This is a genomic window from Labilibaculum sp. (assembly GCF_041595635.1).
GTDB lineage: Bacteria > Bacteroidota > Bacteroidia > Bacteroidales > Marinifilaceae > Labilibaculum.
In genome coordinates this window covers 56,531-72,467 of record NZ_JBFHJW010000005.1, presented here as the reverse complement: position 1 = coordinate 72,467, position 15,937 = coordinate 56,531, and the positions used below count along the sequence as shown (strand labels likewise).

General features: G+C 36.2%; 12 protein-coding genes. 5 read left to right on the top strand and 7 right to left on the bottom strand.

Annotation, left to right across the window (positions count from 1 at the left end; translation table 11 throughout):
• Positions 1–28 precede the first annotated feature (28 nt).
• Entirely contained in the window at positions 29–1,324 is a 1,296-nt protein-coding gene (locus ABYT26_RS02805) for an exonuclease domain-containing protein (RefSeq protein WP_372751372.1), read from the bottom strand.
• Positions 1,325–1,673: 349 nt separating this feature from the next.
• On the opposite strand from ABYT26_RS02805, the gene ABYT26_RS02800 reads away from it, so the two are divergent.
• Positions 1,674–2,975, top strand: coding sequence for a M18 family aminopeptidase (locus ABYT26_RS02800; RefSeq protein WP_372751371.1), 1,302 nt, complete (start codon positions 1,674–1,676; stop codon positions 2,973–2,975).
• Positions 2,976–3,132: 157 nt separating this feature from the next.
• Complete coding sequence (locus tag ABYT26_RS02795) at positions 3,133–3,978, top strand: DUF2971 domain-containing protein (protein ID WP_372751370.1); 846 nt, start codon at positions 3,133–3,135, stop codon at positions 3,976–3,978.
• 227 nt (positions 3,979–4,205) lie between these two features.
• Here ABYT26_RS02795 and ABYT26_RS02790 read toward each other — a convergent pair whose 3' ends face one another.
• The 6 genes from ABYT26_RS02790 to ABYT26_RS02765 form a co-directional block, all read right to left on the bottom strand.
• Positions 4,206–5,066 (bottom strand): YkgJ family cysteine cluster protein, encoded by an 861-nt coding sequence (locus ABYT26_RS02790; RefSeq protein ID WP_372751369.1) that lies wholly within the window; start codon positions 5,064–5,066, stop codon positions 4,206–4,208.
• A gap of 224 nt (positions 5,067–5,290) precedes the next feature.
• Complete coding sequence (locus tag ABYT26_RS02785; protein WP_372751368.1) at positions 5,291–6,505, bottom strand: DUF1566 domain-containing protein; 1,215 nt, start codon at positions 6,503–6,505, stop codon at positions 5,291–5,293.
• 202 nt (positions 6,506–6,707) lie between these two features.
• Positions 6,708–6,953 (bottom strand): DUF2007-related protein, encoded by a 246-nt coding sequence (locus tag ABYT26_RS02780; RefSeq protein ID WP_372751367.1) that lies wholly within the window; start codon positions 6,951–6,953, stop codon positions 6,708–6,710.
• A 61-nt stretch (positions 6,954–7,014) separates the two neighbouring features.
• Positions 7,015–8,811, bottom strand: a complete 1,797-nt coding sequence (locus ABYT26_RS02775; protein WP_372751366.1) for an ABC transporter ATP-binding protein — start codon at positions 8,809–8,811, stop codon at positions 7,015–7,017.
• Between the two features lie 243 nt (positions 8,812–9,054).
• A complete protein-coding gene (locus ABYT26_RS02770; RefSeq protein ID WP_372751365.1) occupies positions 9,055–10,200 on the bottom strand; it encodes an ATP-binding protein in 1,146 nt (381 codons plus the stop codon).
• A 223-nt stretch (positions 10,201–10,423) separates the two neighbouring features.
• On the bottom strand, positions 10,424–12,469 hold the full coding sequence (locus ABYT26_RS02765) for a hypothetical protein (RefSeq protein WP_372751364.1): 2,046 nt from the start codon (positions 12,467–12,469) through the stop codon (positions 10,424–10,426).
• A gap of 269 nt (positions 12,470–12,738) precedes the next feature.
• On the opposite strand from ABYT26_RS02765, the gene ABYT26_RS02760 reads away from it, so the two are divergent.
• From ABYT26_RS02760 to ABYT26_RS02750, 3 genes are all read left to right on the top strand, one after another.
• Complete coding sequence (locus ABYT26_RS02760; protein WP_372751363.1) at positions 12,739–13,446, top strand: YebC/PmpR family DNA-binding transcriptional regulator; 708 nt, start codon at positions 12,739–12,741, stop codon at positions 13,444–13,446.
• Between the two features lie 264 nt (positions 13,447–13,710).
• Positions 13,711–14,484, top strand: a complete 774-nt coding sequence (locus ABYT26_RS02755; RefSeq protein ID WP_372751362.1) for an enoyl-CoA hydratase/isomerase family protein — start codon at positions 13,711–13,713, stop codon at positions 14,482–14,484.
• A 72-nt stretch (positions 14,485–14,556) separates the two neighbouring features.
• The gene (locus tag ABYT26_RS02750) at positions 14,557–15,885 is read left to right on the top strand and encodes a 3-hydroxyacyl-CoA dehydrogenase family protein (RefSeq protein ID WP_372751361.1); all 1,329 of its coding nucleotides are present in this window, start codon (positions 14,557–14,559) and stop codon (positions 15,883–15,885) included.
• Positions 15,886–15,937 lie beyond the last annotated feature (52 nt).

Below are 15,937 nucleotides of genomic sequence, written 5' to 3'. Positions count from 1 at the left end.
TAATTTGGGCTAATTGAGTTTATAATTCCTAATTATCTACTTGTACTCCAATCATCTCCCAAAATATTCTTTCATCCATTACATTTACATGATATTCCATGGCTTTGCGATTTTTGCGTCCTTTTCCTGAGAATTGCTCTGCATGAGCTGTAACCAGATAATCTACATTTTTTGAGACTACTCGTTTAACGTTTAAGCCACGTTCTTTTACCAGTTGTTGCGCTAACTCACAATCGATACGCTTTCCATTGATTTTACAGTCGAGATGACCAGAAAAACAGACATTTTTGCCAAGCAACGATTTTAATTGTTTCTGAATGGCAGGAGTGGTAATGGGAATTTTTGTACGTTCATATTCAATGAGCAAATTCAATTCTTTAGGCAGAATACATAGTAAATCAGCAACTAAATTCAGATCTTCCATTTCTAATTTAGTAAGAATTTCATCCAAAAGGTAAATGCGAATTAACTTGCGCAGATATTCCTCATGAATTTCCATTACCTGTTGCTTAGAAAGCTTGAAGTCTGAAGCTAAATCAATAAGGGAGCTAATTTCCTTTTCATTTAGAATTCGATCAGCCAGTGCTCGATCCAATACATTTAAGTATTGACGAACAGGAATTGAATCTCCAGCATTGGAAGTCAAGCGGTTCAGTAGATCGTACAGTTTTGTTTTATGAATGTTAGCAATGTTTCGGGCCTCTTTTCGCTTCATAAAGATGTTTCGCTCGTGCGGACAATCTTCAATTTGAGTTACTTTAAGAAAATTTTCAATGAAAGTTTCAAGCTCGAATTGTTGGGCATACAAATTCTTTAAAATAGAGAACAATTTGGCTGTTGCCAGGGAATTGGATTTGGCGGTATTATGCTCTGAAATATCAATGTCATAGTAATTGCAAAGTTGCTCTAATCGGCGCAGACCAGAATCTGGAGCAACTAAATTGTATAGTTGTAGGGTGCAAATCCCTTGCAGATTTTCTACCTGGCCTTTTAATGCAGGCTCTAAAAAACGAAGCACAAAATTTAAATCGTGAGCAACAAGGGTTTTGCCATTCAATCTGAATAAAATATCGGGTATGATCTCAGAAATAGAAGGAGCATTTTTTACCATTTCGTTGGTAATGCCATGAATATGGAATCCTTCCATGTCTTTGCCTAGATGAACTAATGTCTCGTAGCTGTCGAGCAATTCCCCATTCCAATTTACAGTTTGTATGGCTAGTTCCACCAAATGATCGCCATGCTTTGGCGATATGCCTGTGGTTTCCAATGAAATAATTGCAAATTGATGATTGTATAGTTCCAGGATGGGATCGCTTGTCATAATTTGGTTTCGCTTATGGGTTTTTAGATGGGTAACAAATATAATATTAATGATGGATTTATGCAGCCAATTAAGAGTTGTGGATGGGTAAATGGGTCGTAAATAGTTTTTTGCCTAAAGGATGTAATGAAATTAGTGATTCCATGTTTAAGTCCTCAAATACCAAAGAGACCAATACAACAATACAAATGCCCTTGTTTCCTTATGTGAATGAAAAGTTCATTTTAGGAGATTTGGGGTGTTTATAAAATGAATTTTTATTCTTTTTAGTCCCATTATGTATTTCTAATTCTTAAAAAAAATGTAGTTTTGAAGTTCACGAATTAAAAATACAATAACAATATATACTATGAGTTTGGAACAAGAACAAGCACAGGAATTGATCGATTTTATTCATCAAAGTCCGAGTACTTATCATGCAGTAAATAATATCCGTAAAGAATTAAACGAAGCTGGTTTTCAGGAATTGGATTTGCGTGAAGAATGGAAGATTGAAAAAGGAGGGAAGTACTTTACTACAAAGAATGGATCGGCTCTTTTTGCTTTTCAGATTGGTAGCGGAGAAATTGAAGAAGAAGGATTTCAGTTGATTTGTGCCCATTGTGATGCTCCTGGATTTAAGATCAAGCCCAATGCAGAGATTTCGGTAGAGGAAAATTACATGAAATTAAATACAGAGGTTTATGGTGGACCAATATTGAATACCTGGATGGATCGCCCGCTTTCTATTGCGGGTAGAGTAGCTGTAAAATCAAATGATCCTTTGAATCCAGAGCATCTGTATGTGAAGATAGATCGCCCTTTGATGGTGATTCCAAATTTGGCCATTCACATGAATCGTGCGGTGAACGATGGTGTTGCGCTTAACAGACAGGTAGATATGTTGCCTTTACTTGCCATGATTACCGATGAGATGGAAAAGGATAATTGTTTGGTGAATTTGATGGCTAAGGAATTAAAGATTGATGCGGAAGCAATTATCGATTTTGATGTGAACTTATTTGAAGTAGACAAAGGATGTATTTTTGGTCTGAACCAAGAGTTTATCTCATCGCCAAAATTAGATGATACAGCAATGGCTCATGCAGGACTTAAAGCATTGCTAGCGAATAAAGGAAGCAAGAAAACGCAATTATTGGGTGTCTTCGATAACGAGGAAGTGGGATCGGTAACCAAGCAGGGAGCAGGATCGCCAGTATTGCGCCATCTATTGCAGCGTATTGTTTTCAAATTGGGTAAAAATGTGGAGGCTTTTCATCGTACAATTTATAATTCTTTCATGATATCGGCAGATATGGCTCATGCTGTACATCCAAACGTACCCGAGAAACACGATCCAACAAACCGTCCGTTTATTAACAAAGGACCGGTGATTAAGTTCCATGCGAACCAAAAATACACTACCGATGGCGATTCGTCAACCGTATTCGAAACACTTTGCAAAAATGCAGAAGTTCCCTATCAAAAATTTGTGAATCGTTCCGACCTGGTGGGAGGAAGCACACTTGGTAATGTTTCAACAAGTCAGCTAGATATGCGTACTGTAGATATGGGAAACCCAATGTTTGCCATGCACTCGGTTCGCGAAACAGGTGGTGTTAAAGACAATGCATACATCCGTAAAGTGTTTACTTACTTTTTTGGATTGTAGAATTGAATTAATATGATATTGGAAAGGCAGCACTTTAGGTGCTGCCTTTTTCGTTACCTTTGGTTTTTAAATTGTGTGGTAGAGAAAGGCATTGTAAAAATAGATTTATAAATTAACTGGTAAATGATAATCATTTTTTTAACATCAATATAGTTCTATGTCAGAAGCGATAATATCAAAAGAACTTCAACAAATTTTGTCTGAAGAAATTAAACTTTATGAAGGGCCTTTTTATAAATTTATTGATTTTGAATCGGCAAAAATAAGCTTATCATTGAATAATATTAGATTTTCTACACCTGATACATTAAACGATCCTTTGGAATGTTGTACTGAATTATTGAAAATAAAGGATCCTGAAAAATTTAAGGAAGATACTTATAGGAATTTATCCAAACGAGAAATGAACCCGCTAAAAAAGATAGGTTTGATTGAAAATTTTCCTAAATATATGAAGCTATATAATGTAAAGAAGGATTTTAGTAAGATATTATCCAATAGCATAAGAGAAATTGGTATTTGTTCATTTAGTAAGCATTATACAAAAGATACAGATTATTTACTTTGGTCACATTATACAAAAGGCCATAAAGGAATTTGTATAGAATATGATTTTGATTCTAAATTTTTACAAGAAAATAGGTTTATACCAATACTTGTAAACTATAAAAATCAATTAGATTCTTATGAAATTGATTTCAAAAAAGGATCAAACGATTTATTACCTTGGTCCGTTCAAAAATTAAAAAAAATATGGGCTTATGAAGATGAGGTGCGTTTGATTAATTACAATTTACAACCTGATTGTTATGGTAAATATCACCCCTCTATAAAAAAAGCATTTGTCAGCAAAATTATTTTTGGTTGTAATTGTTCTAAAGCTAATATGGAGTGTATTTTTAAAATATTATCAGACAAGAAGTATGATTTGAAAAAGATTAAATTTGAAAAAATGAAACTTAATTCAGAGCAAAAATTGAAGCCGAAAGAAATTATTTTATAATCCCATCGTTGGTGCGAGCGTCGCGCTCGTATCTATTTTCGAAGAAGATAATAGAACATTACTATATCTCATTTGCACAAAAAAATAATTCAGGTGAAAAAGGACAACTTGCTGTAGTGATTCTGTAAAGACTGCATTCGCAGAGTCAGAGCGAAACGCTCGAACTAGCGGGGTGCAGTGATTACAATTTCAACAGATTGCAAGTTGATATTTATAAGAAATAAATCCTATTCCTGCGCTCCGTTATTTTTGGCAATATCAACCCAAAATTCCGATAATTCTTTTGGATTCGCTCCTAAACCTCGAGCTAGGTGCAAGGCAATGCTCATAATTAGTACCGAAGCTTCATGCAATTCCTGATGGCTTTGCAAGGTTCCAAATATTTCCTGTGCTTTGGATAGTATTAAATTGTTGTGTTTGCTTACAAAGGCAATGGGATCCTTTTCCGAAATATCTGGAATCATCAAACAATCTAGCCATTCTTGACCAATTCTTTCCGCTAATACTTCAGGAAGTTCAGCTCCCATTTTTCGCCACAATGCTAAAGTTTGCTTATCTCCCGATTCTGCTAATCCAGTATCTAACAGTAATTCAAAAGCCAAATCGGCAATGTTTTGCATGAGATCTAAATAGGCATCCTGAGCCTTTTCAAAAGCCTCGGTCATTTGTCCGCTGAGATAATCGCCAATATTCAAATGTTCTAAATTCACCACATCTGGACAGGGTTCTAAGCAAGGGAATTCATCTCCCTGATACATGTAGTGCACTTGTTCGCTTTGCAGCTGACGACCCAATGGATACAAGCGACAGGCCAGTGGACGTCCTAAATGGACAGAACATCCAAAATTAGCTGTATACTGCGAACAAGCTTGCTGATCTTTATAGCCTTTTTTGCCATCGAATTTTAAACGAATGCCTCCAAAATCGCTGTAGGAATCACGAAATTCTCTTGAGGTGAGTTTCTTTTCCTTGGCCAAATGAAACACTTCCCATGGATTTAGGTAAATGATTTTTCCGAAGCAGCAATTTCCGGTTCGCGAGCAGGTTAGGGGTAACTTATTTTGAAGATTTAATATGTTGGTTTGCATTGTTTATGCTTAATTTTATGAGTTGATTATCATTATCCTGCGCCAGTAAAATTACTCCTTACCGATTTAAAATGGAATAACAAGCTTTGAAGGCACAAAGCTATTAAATTTCATAAAATGAAGATCGCCATTACTTGAATATTTATGCAATAAAAAATATTCAAGCAATGGCGATCTAATAAGTAGTTTTAAAAATATTTTTGTGCTTACAATTCGCAAGCTGTTTATTTGCTATCTATATTCCGAACTGCCCTAGTGTAGTTATACACATATCTAACATCACCTTGAGGGCCGAAAAATTGAGGGTAGTTATTTTTATCTCCACTTTTAGGATCACTTCTTTGACAGCCTGCACCATGAACATCCATTAGCCTTTCACGCATTTTACCTTGCCCTTCGCCAAAGGCAATATAGACAGCACTAGAATAAGGGTTTCTTCCATCTAAATGTGTTGTACTCGTCCAAAAGAAAGGATATTGTCCTTTTTTTCCATTGGGATCGGTGATTTCGGTTGTGGCAAACAACGGATTTATTGCAGGAGAACTAGACGTTTGGGGTGATCTGGAATAATCAACAATGCTTTGTAATTCTTTTGCATTGGGTAAACGCCAATCGGTATATTTTGAAAGCTTTAGGTTTTCAGCATAAGCCAAAGATTCCTCCCAATTTCTCCCAATTCCATCGTCAGATTTTTGCCACATTAAGCCTGTAGAATAGTCGCTTACTGTACCGTCTCCATTGTCCACGATATTATTTTTGCCATAATCATTGTTTCCTCTCACCAAACGAAAGTATCTTTTGATAATAGCACCCGTTCTCTTTCTGTATTTTGGGTAGCCTTTTATGCGTCCATCTATAAAATTGACACCAAAAATGGTTTCGTCGCCATTCATGGTTTTGCCTATATATTCAGTTGATGATGCAGTCTGAGCATCAATCTCACGTTCTCCGAGCGAAGGATCTCCCAATGGTTGATTAAAATAATCGGTATCGATAAAAAGATCGATTGCTTTTGCTCCTTTCACCTGTCCTGTAAAAATAATGAGTGAATAAAGTTCTTTAATGCTCGGAATTCTCCAATCGGTATAGCCTGCTAAAGATGAGTTTTCGGATTTTTGTAAGGCTTCCTCTGGACTCACTTTGCTTCCCATGTCTTTCTCCCACATTAGACCCGTTACCTTGTCGGTGATGGTGCCATCGCCATTGTCGGTGTAGGAAGGCTGATTGCCCTGATAGCAGGCATCTTGACCATAAAATTCTTCTCCTTTTGAGGGCAAAGCAATGATGTTGGAATTATTATAAGCCTCGTTTTGTTTGGTATCAACAAGGGGATAAGTTAATTTTTTACTGAATTTACTTTCCTTTTTTTGACCTAAGGTTAATGTACTAGCCATAAGAACAGTCAAGCTTAGAGCTAATGATGCTTTAAATTTTATCATTTTTTCTCAATTAATTTGAACCATTTTGACTGAATTAATTGAGAATGGTTTAAGTACGACTTGCTTTAATTATGGAAAGTTGAAAAGTATAGATGTGAAAAATGGGGTAGGGTAAGTTCTCTAAACAAATAATGTATGCAAATTCACTTCTACTTTTACTCAAGGAGCCTCATTCAGTAGAAGCCCATCAGTTAGCTTATAATTAGTCTTTATTTTTTTCGTAATCTGCAACAATTCGTTTCGCAGTTTCATAGTCCTTACTATTAATAATAATTTTAACAGCACCAACACCACCTGCTGATGCTTGCCATGGAGCTATTGTGCCAATAAGATCGTCTTTTAAATAAGTTTCTATTTCCGAATTATTCAATAAACTGCTTACTATTTCAGCATCTAACCACGAGCCTGCAAATATTTCAATCAAGTCATTATTTTTGTCTTTCTTCATGCTTTTTAAATTTTATTTCTTGTTAGAGCATAATAAAGATAAGAATAATCTGAGTCTCATTTTAATTTGAATACTGCAACTGAATCAGGTTGTTGTACTTCCCATCAGGAATTTCCATGAGTGCATCGTGTGTTCCTTGTTCCACAATCTCACCCTGTTCCATTACCACAATTTCATCGGCTTGGCGAACGGTCGATAGGCGGTGTGCAATCACAATAGAGGTTCTACCTTTCATCAATTTCTCCAGAGCTTCCTGAACGAGCTTTTCTGATTCAGAATCTAGCGACGAGGTTGCTTCATCTAAAATCAGGATTTTGGGATTTTTCAAAATGGCACGAGCAATGGCAATTCTTTGTCGCTGGCCACCTGAAAGTTGCGTGCCGCGTTCTCCAACAATGGTTTCAAATTTTTCCGGAAAACGATCGATGAATTCCAGGGCATTTGCATTTTGTGCTGCTTCGTATATTTCCTGCTGACTGGCTTCTGGTTTGCCATAGGCAATGTTCTCACCTATGCTTCCTCCGAAAAGGAAAATGTCCTGTGGCACCAACGAAATCTGATTTCGTAAGGCGGATAAAGGATAATCATAACTGTCGAGCTGATCGAAAAATAGACTGTTCTTGGGCGGACGATGCAACATCAAAAGGAGAGAAGCCATTGTGCTTTTTCCAGCGCCACTGTGACCTACCAATGCGATCATCTTGTTGCTATCAATCTCAAGGTTGATATGATTTAGAACGGTTTGCTCTTTTCTTGATGGGTAAGCAAAAGTCAGGTTTTTAAGACTGATATTGCCTTTCATTTTGTATTTGGGATCAATATGATCGGTACTTTGAATGTTTTCTGGTTCTTCATCATAGATTTTAAACAGATCTTCGGTTGCGCCAATAAACTTTTGAATGTTTGTATACACATTAGCCAATCCACTGATGGTTCCTCCAACAAAAACCGAGTAAATAACAAAGGAAAACAGATCGCCAGCAGCCATTTCACCTGCTTGTAGCAAATGGGAACCTTGCCAAACCATGGCCGCAATGGCCCCAAACAGACCGAGAATAATAAAAGAACTGAAGGCACCTCGATATTTGCCACGCGTCATGCCCAGATCAGCAATTTCCAGGGTTTTCTTTTTGTAGCGGGCAATTTCTAATTGTTCGTTGGTGAATGCTTTCACACTCTGAATGCCTTGCAAGCTTTCTTCAATAATGGTGTTTGATTCTGCCAATTTAGTTTGTACCTCTTTTGAGAATTTTCGAATAAAGCGTCCGAAAAACCGTGCGGCAATCATGGTAGGTGGCAGTGTAATCAGCATAAAAGCCGTTAGCTTGAGCGATAAAATTGCCAAAAGAACAATACCACCTGTAATAACAATAATCTGTCGAATAAAATCAGCCAGAGTACTAGTCATGGTCTCTTGAAGCTGAATTACATCTGAAGAAATTCTGCTGTTGAGCTCTCCAACGCGTCTTTTTTCAAAGAATTGAAGTGGCAACTTTATTAAATGTGCATAACTGGCTTGGCGAAGTGCTGCAAGCGATTTTTCGGTAACATTAACAAATAAAATGATACGGAAATAGGAAAAGGTAGCTTGAAGAATCAATACACCGACTATTAAAATGGCCGTTTGATTTAAACTTTGGCCGAGTGTTGTTTGGTTACCAGTGTTTACCAAATCGCCAAGGAGTTTCGGAAAAGCCAAACTCGCTAAACTCGATCCCAAAAGGAAGAAAATACCCAAAAAGTATTGTCCTCGGTAAGGTTTAATGTATTGGTAGAGTCGTAAGGCACTTCGTAGGCCTGTTTTGTTTAGTTTTCCTTTGGGAATGTTTGATGTGTCTGCAGTATGTGAGTGTGCCATTCTTGATTTTTACTATTTGGTATGGGTCTTAATAATACACAAAAAAGGCGAGATAATGATTTTCTGAGTTTTGATTTATGTGTATTTTATGTCGAACTAAACCGGAATGGTTTAGTAATAGGATATAAATTAATCAGATAGCTTACATCAAAATATACAGGCAGGTAAGTGGGTTTGGAAGGAAGAACATCAGATTAATTAGTTTTTTGATATCAATATTTGTTCTTTGCTTACTGTATTGAGCTACTTAAAAGGCAAAGTAAATTTAAAATTACTTCCTTTTCCTTCTTTGCTTTCTACCCAAATTTTGCCTCCATGCTGTTCTACAAATTCTTTGCATAAAAGTAAGCCCAAGCCAGAACCTTTTTCTTCTTCTGTTCCTTTTAAGCTGATGTTTAGGGAGCTATCGAATAGTTTTTCTAAGGTTTCAGAATTCATACCAACTCCATTATCTGAGATGCAAATTTCCACATAACTTTCCCTTTTAAGTGCATAAATATTAATTCTGCCTCCAGAATGAGTAAATTTAATGGCGTTAGAAATTAGATTTCTGAAAACACTTCCCATCATATTTTCATTCCCTAAAATTTCAATTTTATCGGTTTGGAAATAATGTAAATTGATGTTTTTAGTTTTTGCTATGAACTCAGAATTTTTTATGCTTTCTTCAATGATTGTGGAAAGAACTATCCTTTTAGCTTCGAAGAACAGTTGTCCGGTTTGTGATTTTGCCCAGGATAGTAAATTATCTAGCAACACAAGTGTGTTTTTTGCAGTTGAATTGATCAAATGTAAATTTTCTTTTGATTCTGAATGTTCAAAAACTTCAATATCTTCGATTAAAAGTTCTGAAAAGCCTAAGATACTGTTAAAAGGAGCTCTTAAGTCGTGAGCAATAATGGATAATAGTTTGTCTTTTGTTTTGTTGATTTCTATTAGTTCATTTTTGCTTTTTTTAAGTTCTTGTTCGGCTTTCTTTCGCTTAGTTATGTCAAGCATAATGCCTACAATGCCTTGGAAATTATTTTTTTCATCCTTTATTGCAGCCTTATTGAAAAGGATGTCATGAATGTTCCCATCTGCATATTTAACTTTGGTTTCGTAGAGTTGATTTTCAGATTTGTCACGTAGTTCGCAATCTGCTGCGTAAAATATATCGGCTAATTCCTTGGGGGAAATTTCGTATACGCTAGAATTGATAATTTTATCTTTTGCGATTCCTAAGTATTCTGAAAAAGCCTTGTTGCAGTAGGCGTAATTAAAATTTTCATCCTTAATAAAGAGTGGATTGGGGATGTTGTCCATTATCTTATCCTGAAATTTTAATTCACGTTTAAGTCTAGCAACTTCATCTTCAAGATCTTTATATGTGGGTTTGTTTTTGTCCATTTCAGGCGTTAAAAAGTAGTAGTGGTAAATTTCTTATGAGAATTGTTACTATGCATTCATAGTGCTATTCATTTTCTGCCTTTTTTATATTTTTTTTGAAAATATAGATTTTTTTTTGTTATTCCTATTCTGCAAATTGATCTTCTTTAAGATTATAAAACATAAAAAAAGACTGTCTTTTTTGAGACAGTCTTTTTTACTTTTAATGTAAGTAAGGGATTTTTTACTTTTTCAATTCTTCTAATGCTTCCTTGGCTGCATTTAGTAATGGTTTTGCCGACAAGTTATTTCCTGTTGCCTCTAGCATCCATTGGTTAGGAGTTAATCGTCCTTGCCTAAAAATTCGATTTATTTCTTTAGGGAAATTTTTGCCTTTTAATTGCTGTTCAAGCTGAAATTCAATAATATTTCCAAAAGCATAATTCGATAAATACAAAGGACTGTTTAGCATGTGCGAGTACACAGCCAAAATGGTTTGGTCTTTTACGCCATAAACAGGAGTGTAGAATTCATTCCAAACATTTTTGGCAATATCCATAGCCGCATCGCGAAGCTCGGAAGCTGTGGCTTCCGGATTTGCATATAGCCATCTCCACATGCGAATGTCCATTATCGATACACCCATAATTTCGTATGCACTCCAGAAAAGGTCTAATTTCTTCAAGGCATCTTTTTGTGGCGAATCATCTTTAATATCTAGTAACAAGAGGTCTCTTTTTTGAAAGATGAATGCTAAAGCTTCCGTAAAAGCAGTATTGGGAACACCATTCATCACAAAATAATCAACATCATATAAAGAAATGGTTTGTTCCACATTGTGGCCAAATTCGTGAATAGCTATGTTGTATCCCTTGTAATCCATTCCCTTGTCGCCAATGCGAGTGCGAAGGTGAGCTTTCTGTCCTTTTGCTGCACCTCCCCAGGCATGTCCCGAACCACGAGCTGGATCAACCGAAATATGATCAGCTAGAAACAGAGCTTTTTCATGGTCGAAACCTAATTTCTTTAATAAGTTTGGAAGATTAGCTTCTAAAGCTGCTGCATTGGGATATAATTTGCGTGTTTTTGCATCTAGTTTCGATTCATCCATTCCGCTGCGCGCCTTAAATCCATCGTACCAAATGTCGAAAGGTTCTAGGTCTCGACCTAATCTTTTGCTAATTAGTTTTCCTACTTTTTGGGTTTCCTCAGAGCGTAAGAAATCGGTAAAAATCTTTTCAGTCGCTTCCGCTGATATTTCTTTCGCACCGTCGTACTGCCGTTTTATGAAAGTATTCTGATCAGGATTGTAAGAGTCAATGGCTTTGTTTGCGTGAAAGTTGTTCAGAATCTGCTGGTATCTCTCGTTTGGTTCAGGAGTGGCCTCAACAGTTTTTCCATCTTTGTACACCGCATTTGTATATGGATCCCATTCAAAATCACCAGTATTAATCACCTTTTTAGGTATTTCCTGTGAAATAATGCGCTGCATTACCTTGTATAGTAGTTTTTGCTTCTCCAAACCATTATCTTGCTTGGCATAGTTGGCCTTAATTTCATCACGCAAGTTCCAGTGCGATAACAAAACCTTATCTTCCGGAAAGAAACGCTTTCCATCGGCATCGCATAAATGACCAACATAAATATTGTAATCAGCAATGTAAACATCAGAACCAGCAGCTGCTTTTCCCGCTGCCTGAAGCAATTCGGCAGGAACTCTGGAGGTAAAATAGTCACCCAGGCGAGCGTAAGCCCATTGTTGACGAGTCCAGTTTTGTGCATTTGCCTCTTTTTCTTCTAAGCTAAAAGAAGGGAAGTTCAAGGCAATGATAAAGGCAATTTTGTTTTGATAAAAATCATTCATCCAATGCGAATCTACACTGTAGGCACCAAATGCATTGTCGATAGAATGTTGTTCAAAGGTATTTAAATGCACAGGTTCCAATAAATCAAGAGTTATCTTATTAAAATGACCTGTAATAATTTCGATGTTTCGTGATATCTTTTCAAAGACCAATTGCTTTTCATCCTGTTTACTGATGTAGTTTTGGCTACAAAAAGCTTTGAAATCTTTTTCGGAGCCATCGCTTGCCCTCCATAAGCTGGCTGCATGTTTCACGCCTTTTTCAATCAGGTTTTTATTGAGAGCTTGCTCGCCTAAATCGCTAATAGTTTGATTGATTGTACTTGCCGATATATTGGATCTATCGGTCTTGTTTTTCGTTTGATTTTCGTTTCCGCAGGAGGTTAGCATTAGCACGGTAGAAAATAACAGAATAAATTTTTTCATTAAGATAGCTTGTAGGTTTAAATTTCAATCACCAAAAATAAGAATTTACAGACAGCTAAACAATGGGCTTTATCATGCTACATAATTACTTGGCATTACTATTTGCATAATTATTTCTCATTAATAAATCAAATGTAATAGTCAACATATTAACCACTTATTAATCTGTTTTTTGATCTGTTTATCCATCAGAAATGAAAAAAATGCTCTTTCATTTTAAAGATTGGATAACATGTGCTATTTTTGCGGCAAAATTATATACATAAACTATGGGAAGAGCATTTGAATTTAGGAAAGCGCGAAAGTTTAAGCGTTGGGATAAGATGGCTAAAGCTTTTACGCGTATTGGTAAAGATATCGTAATAGCAATTAAAGCAGGAGGCCCCGATCCGGCATCGAATTCTCATTTGCGTGCTGTTATTCAAAATGCGAAAGCAGTCAATATGCCTAAGGAGAATGTTGAGCGAGCCATAAAAAAAGCAACTTCAAAGGATCAGAAAGATTATAAGGAAATTGTTTATGAAGGATATGCTCCTCATGGAATTGCAATTCTAGTAGAAACAGCTACCGATAATCATACCAGAACTGTTGCTGATGTCCGTTCATATTTTAACAAGTGTAACGGAAGTTTAGGTACAACAGGTAGCGTTGAGTTCATGTTCGAACACAAATGTCACTTTAAAATTGAGAATATAGGTCAAGATATTGAAGAATTGGAATTCGAATTGATTGACATAGGAGTAGAAGAAGTTTTTGAAGATGAAGATGGAATTATGCTGTACGGAAATTTCCCTGATTTTGGAAAAATTCAATCTTATTTAGAGGAAAACAATATGACAGTTATCTCATCTGGTTTCGAAAGAATTCCAATGGATACAAAAGAGCTGAGCGAGGAACAGATTGCAGATGTTGAAAAGTTGTTGGATAAATTAGAAGACAATGATGATGTGCAGAATGTATATCACAATATGGCCTAAACAATAAGCTGATATTATACCTTTATTTTTAAAGGATAGAGAGCCCGATTCGACTTCGAATCGGGCTTTTTTTGGTTGTGAACATCTGAAAAAGAAAGGAATACCTTGAAATATTTAGTTTGTTCTTCCACTATTCCTTCAATCCCTTTAATCTAGCGCAGTTGGTGTAATTGTCTGGAACAATGACATTTTAGCTTTCGTGTCTAAATAGTTTTTATTATATTTAGATATGTACATTCAAAATTGTCTTACTCACACCTGCTGATGTTTAAATATCTCAAATTTAGTAAAAGAGGAAGAATCGGAATTCTGACTCTTGATCGTCCTGAAGCCTTAAACGCCTTGAACGAGGATGTATTTAAGGAACTTGCCTTTTTTTTCGACAATCAGGAAATCATTCAATCCATAAGAGCCCTTGTGATCACCGGAGAGGGAAAAGCTTTTATTGCTGGGGCTGATATTAAAGCCATGCAAAACTTTTCTCCTCAAGATGCTTATGATTTTTCTGAAGTAGGAAAAAAAGTATTCAATCAAATTGGTCATCTGGATGTTCCAGTTATTGCTGCTATCAATGGATTTGCCTTAGGTGGTGGTTTGGAATTGGCTTTGGCATGTGATATTCGTGTAGCCAGTGAGAAGGCTAGATTGGGTTTGCCCGAAGTGAATCTGGGTTTGATTCCTGGTTTTAATGGAACACAAATATTGCCACGATTAGTTGGTGCAGGGAATGCAAAATATCTCATGATGCTAGGTGAAGGAATAACAGCTGAGGAAGCCTTTCAATTGGGAATTGTGCAAAAACTGGTTCCTGCAGGAACAGTACTTGATTTTAGTGTGCACTTGGCTGAAAAAATGGCTGAAAAAAGTCCGAATGCTTTGCGCCTAATTAAAGAATTGGTACGTGAAGGTATGGAGGTAATTAGCACAGAGGCTGGCAAAATGGAATCCAAAGAATTTGGCCGTCTTTTTAAGGCCGATCAGCAAGAGCGTAAAGAAGGCGTTCGTGCTTTTTTAGAGAAGCGAAAACCAAATTGGTAAAGTAATCAGAATTTGTATTGCTCATTAAAAAAAATGTACACTGCTGTATGAAATAAAATTAAAAAATTGAATATGGACCTGATCCGAAAAATGGAAAATGTAAGTGTTTTAGGTGCCGCAGGAAAAATGGGAAGCGGAATACTTGTCTTGTTGTCTTTTGAAATGGCCAAACTAAAAATTGGTCGAAAAGAAAATAAGGAGTTTGTCCTGCATGCAATTGATATTTCACAGTCTGCTTTAGGTGATTTGCTGAGTTATTTAAAAACACAATTACTGAAGCATGCCGAAAAAAATATCGTTGAACTGCGAACTTGGTATCAGGAGAGAGCTGATCTGATCGATAATGAAGAAATCATTAATCAGTTTAAAGAGGATGTGATGGCAATGGTTAAGACATCAACACGGATTGAAACTGCTTACGATTCGCAGTTGATATTTGAAGCTATCAAGGAGGATAAAAAGCTAAAAGTAAATCTACTCTCAAAAATTAAACAAAACAATCCTGATGCGTGGTTTTTAACTAATACTTCATCTATTCCCATTGGGGAAATTGAAAAAGAAGCGGGTTTATCGGGTAATATAATTGGTTATCATTTTTACAATCCTCCGGTTGTTCAGAAATTATTAGAATTGGTTGTAACGGAACATACAAGTAAGGATTTGTCTGCTTTTGCCCTTGAATTAGCTAAGTCTATGCGCAAAACACTCGTTCAATCTCGCGATGTGGCCGGATTTATTGGAAATGGACATTTTATGCGCGATGCTTTGTATGCCCTCAATCAAGCTGAAAAGTTAGCGAAAACTGAGGGTTGGGCGAAAGCTTTCTTCATGATAGATACGATAAGTCGTGATTTGCTAATTCGCCCTATGGGAATTTTTCAATTGCTCGATTATGTTGGTATTGATGTTACTCATTTTATTCTGGAAAGTATGCAGCCTTCATTTCCTAAGGAGAAATTATCGCATTTTGTTTTGAATCAATTGTTCGATAAGGATGTGAAAGGAGGTCAGTTTGCCGATGGATCGCAAAAGAACGGGATTTTTAAATATCAAAAAGGAAGAATTGCAGAAGTTTACAATTTGAAAAAGGACAAATACATTCCGATTTCAAGCATCGAAATGGATTGTGCAGTTGTTTTGGGAGCTTTACCAACTTTCAAGCTTTATTGGAAGTCTGTTGTTCGAGATGCCACCAAATCAGATTTGTTACAGAAATTTTTTAATGAGTTGCATCAACTCGATAGTCTTGGAGCCAATTTGGCCATTGCATATGGTAAAAATGCCAAAGCAATAGGTAAAATGCTTGTTGATACAAATGTAGCAGCATCGGAAGCGGATGTGAATATGGTCTTGGAAACAGGTTTTTTTCATGCCTATGGACCCATTAACGATTATTTTTAAATTGAATCTGATGATAGACATTGAACTTGTAAGAACAGGAAAATGATGATTT